3 protein-coding genes and 1 pseudogene are annotated in these 4,974 nt (G+C 66.1%); 2 read left to right on the top strand and 2 right to left on the bottom strand.

Annotation, left to right across the window (positions count from 1 at the left end; genetic code table 11):
* Positions 1-123 precede the first annotated feature (123 nt).
* On the bottom strand, positions 124-807 hold the full coding sequence (locus tag H0W38_RS16490; RefSeq protein ID WP_292456066.1) for an HAD family hydrolase: 684 nt from the start codon (positions 805-807) through the stop codon (positions 124-126).
* Positions 808-1,080: 273 nt separating this feature from the next.
* Here H0W38_RS16490 and H0W38_RS16485 point away from each other — a divergent pair, with 273 nt between their 5' ends.
* Together H0W38_RS16485 and H0W38_RS16480 are read left to right on the top strand one after the other, a co-directional pair.
* Positions 1,081-2,769, top strand: coding sequence for a hypothetical protein (locus H0W38_RS16485; protein ID WP_292456065.1), 1,689 nt, complete (start codon positions 1,081-1,083; stop codon positions 2,767-2,769).
* 17 nt (positions 2,770-2,786) lie between these two features.
* On the top strand, positions 2,787-4,589 hold the full coding sequence (locus H0W38_RS16480) for an N-acetylglutaminylglutamine amidotransferase (RefSeq protein ID WP_292456064.1): 1,803 nt from the start codon (positions 2,787-2,789) through the stop codon (positions 4,587-4,589).
* Between the two features lie 27 nt (positions 4,590-4,616).
* Here H0W38_RS16480 and H0W38_RS22140 read toward each other — a convergent pair.
* Positions 4,617-4,859, bottom strand: a pseudogene (locus H0W38_RS22140) (DUF6544 family protein); the annotation flags it as partial.
* Positions 4,860-4,974: the final 115 nt, after the last annotated feature.

Here is a 4,974-nt window from a genome sequence, read left to right as displayed (position 1 = left end):
CTCGCAGTTCCCGCTCGGTGTGCTCGTCCAGCTCAATCGTCTTGGCAACCCGCATCGCTCCAGCCTCCTGGGCGATTGGAGTATGCCGGCACGAATAAGTTCTAGAACATCACGCGCACTGCACTAGGGTTCGTCGAGCAGCTTTGCGACATCGAAATCAGCCAGATCGCCGATGTGTTCGACCGTGAAGTCCGCCGCCGGGTATTGGGCGATGCTGACCGGGTCGAAGGCGTAGTGGCCCTGACGCGGGAAGACCGTCGTGAGGCGCTCCTGCAACACGTCTTTCATGGCCGCGAGGATGCGCAGCTTGTCGTCGACAATGACGTAGTGGCGGGCCGGGTAGTGGCGCTGCACCGCGTCCAGCATCTGCTCCTTGTGGATGTAGATCAGAACGCGGCCGCAGACGGCGTCCCACAGCCCCGATCGCTGCACCTTGCGTGGCTGGAACACGACGTCGCCGTCGGAGAGGATCACCGTCGGGCCGAAGCTGCCCAAGCGGTCGATGGCAGCGAGCGCGCGGGGATAGACGCGCTCGGCGAACGGGTAGTCGACGAGAAAGCTCGACATCAGCAGCAGCCGCTGCTCGTCGGGGCCGTCGCCTGCGGCGTGCGAGCGGTAGCGTTGCAATGCGCCGAGGTAGTCGGCATAGCCGAGCTCGCTGCGCAGCTGTTCGAAAATCGCCCAGTAGCGCTCGGCACTGACGGCGCCGAATTCGCGCTCGAGGTGGCGCCGCAGATCGACGATGATGCGGTCGTTGTCGAGCAGCGTGTTGTCGACGTCGAGCAGAAAGACCACGTCGTTCGTCATGTGGGTCCGCCAATCATGGCGCTCGTCTTTTCGGGCGGCTGCCGGGGACAGCGCTCGCAGTGAAACTCAGGATGCATCGCCACAGCTTGCGCCCAGCGCGGCGGCCGGACTTTGCGCCAGCGCAAGCCTCGCATCGAGCGAATCGGGCATCGTCGCAACAGTTCATGGAATTCGCGGACCCCCGCTGCTGCCGCGCGCCGCGTCAGCGCTGCCGATCGACTCCGACACGCGCGGCGGTGTCGCTGCGCTGGCGCTGAACGAAGGAATCGTCCAATGATCCAGCCCTTGCCATCCCTCCCAGCGGCTCTTGTGGCCCCCGCGTCGCTCGACGATGTGTCGATCGAGGCGCTCAACAGCGAGTGCTTCTGTGTCAGCCTCGACACCGACGCGCTTCAGAGGGCTATGGAATCGGAGATCGGACAGCCGGGCCTGTTCGACCTGGTGCGGCAACGCTGTCCGTACCTGTTCGCTACGCGCCCCGTCTTCGTGTCGCACGCCCACATCGAGCGCATGGCGAACGTGGTGAAGGCCGTCGAATCGGTCGTTGCGTTGCCGGCCTACCGCGCGGAGGTCCTGGCCCGGTCGCCGGCCATTTCTCGGCATGACCCGGGGGGCGCGAAGGGCGTCTTCTTCGGGTATGACTTTCATGTCACCGAGGGCGGCTTCGGGCTCATCGAGATCAACACCAACGCGGGCGGTGCGATGCTCAACGCCGTGCTGGCGCGAGCGCAACGCGCATGCTGCCCGGAGGTGCACGATCTGCTGCCACCACCGGCCACGGGCGGTGCGCTCGAAGACAGCATCCTGTCGATGTTTCGCCGCGAGTGGTCCCTATGCGGCCATGAGCGGCCGCTGCGCAGCATCGCCATCGTCGACGAGACACCCGAGCAGCAGTACCTGTACCCCGAGTTCGTGCTGTTCCAGCAACTGTTCCAGCGCCACGGCCTGCAGGCGGTGATCGCCGGCCCGGCCGAGTTCAGCTTGCGCGGCGGCGTGCTCTGGCACGGCGAGCTCGCCATTGATCTGGTCTACAACCGCCTGACGGACTTTGCGCTCGACGCGCCCGCCAGCGCCACGCTGCTCGAGGCCTACCTCCAGCACGCCATGGTGCTCACACCGCATCCGCAGGCACATGCCTTGTACGCCGACAAGCGCAACCTTGCGTTGCTCGGCGATCCGAAGCGGCTACTGGCACTGGGGGTGCCCCAGGCCACGCAAGACGTGCTGGTGGCCGGCATACCCTCGACCGAGACGGTCGAGCCGCAACATGCCGATCGGCTCTGGCGCGAACGCCGACGCTTGTTCTTCAAGCCCTTCGCCGGGTTCGGTGGCCGCGCGGCCTACCGCGGCGACAAGCTCACCCAGCGGGTCTGGCAAGAGATCCTGGCCGGCGGCTATGTCGCGCAGGCGCTGGTAACGCCCGGCGGCCGGGTCGTCTCAGGCCAGGAACCGGCGCAGGTGCTGAAGTTCGACCTACGCGACTACGTTTATGAAGGCAGCGTGCAGTGGGTGGCGGCACGCCTCTACCAGGGCCAGACCACGAACTTTCGAACCCCCGGCGGCGGCTTCGCGCCGGTGTATGAAGGGCCGGCCGACGGGCATGCCGGATGGACGTCGAAAGGCTGCATGCCGGCTCAGCATGAAAGCCGCTTGTTCCTGCTCGACGAGAACGGTGTGCAGCCGCTCGCCCAGGAACGCTACGTCGCACTCGCCCGCGGCGAGGCCGCCGCGGGCGAGCTCGCCAACCACCGCTTCATGCTCGTCGACTGGTACCTGCGGCTGGCCTGCGGCCGGCCGCAGGCCATCGTCAACGAGACCTGCAGTTGGCTGGTATTCGACGCCCGAGGGTTGCTGGACTTGCACGCTGCCCACGCGATCGACGCCGAAGCCGCACCGACCGAAGCGCAGTGGGCGCAGGTGCGCGCCCTCGTGTTCGGCGACGCTGTCGCCAACGCCTCCTGACGCATCGGGGCCCCGGCATGTGTGGCATCTGCGGTGAATTGCGATTCGATGGTTCGCCGGCCGACATGTCCGCTGTGCAGCGGATGTCGGACAAGATTGCGCGCCGCGGCCCGGACCATGCCGGGACGTTCAGCGACGGCCCGCTCGGCTTTGCCCACCGCCGCCTGGCGATCATCGACCTGACGGCCAGCGCCGATCAGCCCATGGTCGACGCGGAGCTGCAGTCGGTGCTGGTTTTCAACGGCACCATTTACAACTACAAGGAACTCCGCGCGGAACTGGTGGCCAAGGGCTACCGGTTCTTCTCCGAAAGCGACAGCGAAGTCATCCTCAAGGCCTACCACGCCTGGGGCGAGCATTGTGTGCAGCGCTTGTTCGGCATGTTCGCCTTTGCAGTGTGGGATATGCGCGCTGGGCGACTGTTCCTGGCGCGCGACCGTTTCGGCATCAAGCCGCTCTATTACTCGCTCGACGGGTCGCGCCTGCGCTTCGCCTCGAGCCTGCAGGCCCTGCTGGCGGCCGGCGGCGTGGACACGGGCATCGACAAGGTCGCGCTGCATCATCATTTCACCCTGCACGCCGTGGTGCCGGCGCCGCGCACCATCCTCGCAGGCGTGAGCAAGTTGCCCCCGGCCGCCACGATGACCGTCACGCCCGCCGGCCAAGTGGGCGAGAGCATCTACTGGTCGCTGGACGCCACGCGCCCGGCGCAAGCGATGCCCGAAGCCGACTGGCTGAGCGCCACCCGCGAGGTGCTCTCGCGGGCCGTGGAACGCCACCGCCTGGCTGCCGATGTACCCGTCGGCGTGCTGCTGTCCGGCGGTCTGGACTCGAGCTTGCTGGTGGGTCTGCTGGCCGATCATGTCAACGATCTTCAGACCTTCTCGATGGGTTTCGAAACCCCGGGCGAAGACACCGAAAAGGCCGATGAGTTCGAGTTCTCGGACCAGGTGGCACGGCAGTTCAAGACCCGGCACCACAAGTATCTGATTCCCTACGACGAGGTCTTGCGCCGGTTGCCAGAAGCGGTGCGGCAGATGGCCGAGCCGATGGTGAGCCAGGACGTGATTGCGTTCTATCTGCTGGGCGAGCGTGTGTCCAAACAGGTGAAGGTGGTGCTTTGCGGGCAGGGCGCGGACGAGGTGTTCGGCGGGTATTTCTGGTACCCCCGGATGGCAGCCACCGAGGGCTCTGCGCTGGAGCGCTTTAGAGCCCACTACTTCGACCGCGACCATGCCGAATACCTCGAGATGGTCAGTCCGGCCTATCACTTACCCGACGTGACCGCCGATCTGGTGGCGCGGGCACTGTCGCAACCACAGGCCGACACCTTCATCGATCAGGTTCTGCGTTTCGACGCCACCACGCTGGTGGTGGACGATCCCGTCAAGCGGGTCGACAACATGGCGATGGCCTGGGGCCTGGAATCGCGCGTGCCCTTCCTCGACCACGAACTGGTGGAACTGGTGGCGCGCATGCCACCGGAGCTCAAGCTCGAACAAGGCGGCAAGTTCCCACTCAAGGCGATGGCCCGGGGCCTGATCTCGGATGCGGTGATCGACCGACCCAAAGGCTATTTCCCGGTCCCCGTGCTCAAACACGTGAGCGGCGAGTTCTTGGCGCTCATGCGAGGCATCCTCGATTCCGACGCGTGCATCCAGCGCGGCCTCTATCAGCGTCCCTATGTGGAAAAGCTCCTCGCGGCACCCGAGGCCTGGTTCACCCGCATCCAGGGCAGCAAGTTGTGGCATCTGGCGTTGCTGGAGTTGTGGTTGCAATTGAATGTGGATGAGCGGGCGTCAACGAAGAACTTTGCGTAGCTCGGCGGCGTTGACCACCCGGCGTGCTCAGCCGGGACTCGGGCGTGAGCGGACGGGCCCGACGTCGTAGCGGATCTGCTCCAAGTGGCCGCGCCAATAGGCCCTCGGCCCATCTGGCAGCAACCACGCCACCTCGCCTTCGGTCGGCACCAGCATCCCGTCGCGGCGTTCATAGCGCCACCAACGGCCTTGCCAGGGCGTGGTCACCACCGCGCCGCCGATGCTGCGACCGCGACCCGTCGCGCTGACGGTATCGACATGGCCCTGCTCGTTGAACCCGAAGCAGCGTCAGACTCAGCGCACCGTCACTCAAGATGGCGTCTGCACTGTCATCGTCTACCGCGCCCAGCGCACGCCCTGGCTCGGCAGCAGTGCCGTCGGCACC

Origin of the sequence: Methylibium sp. (assembly GCF_013817365.1) — a bacterium.
Taxonomy (GTDB): domain Bacteria; phylum Pseudomonadota; class Gammaproteobacteria; order Burkholderiales; family Burkholderiaceae_C; genus Methylibium.
Note: the sequence above shows the minus strand (reverse complement) of the source record. Positions and strands in the feature narration are given on the sequence as shown.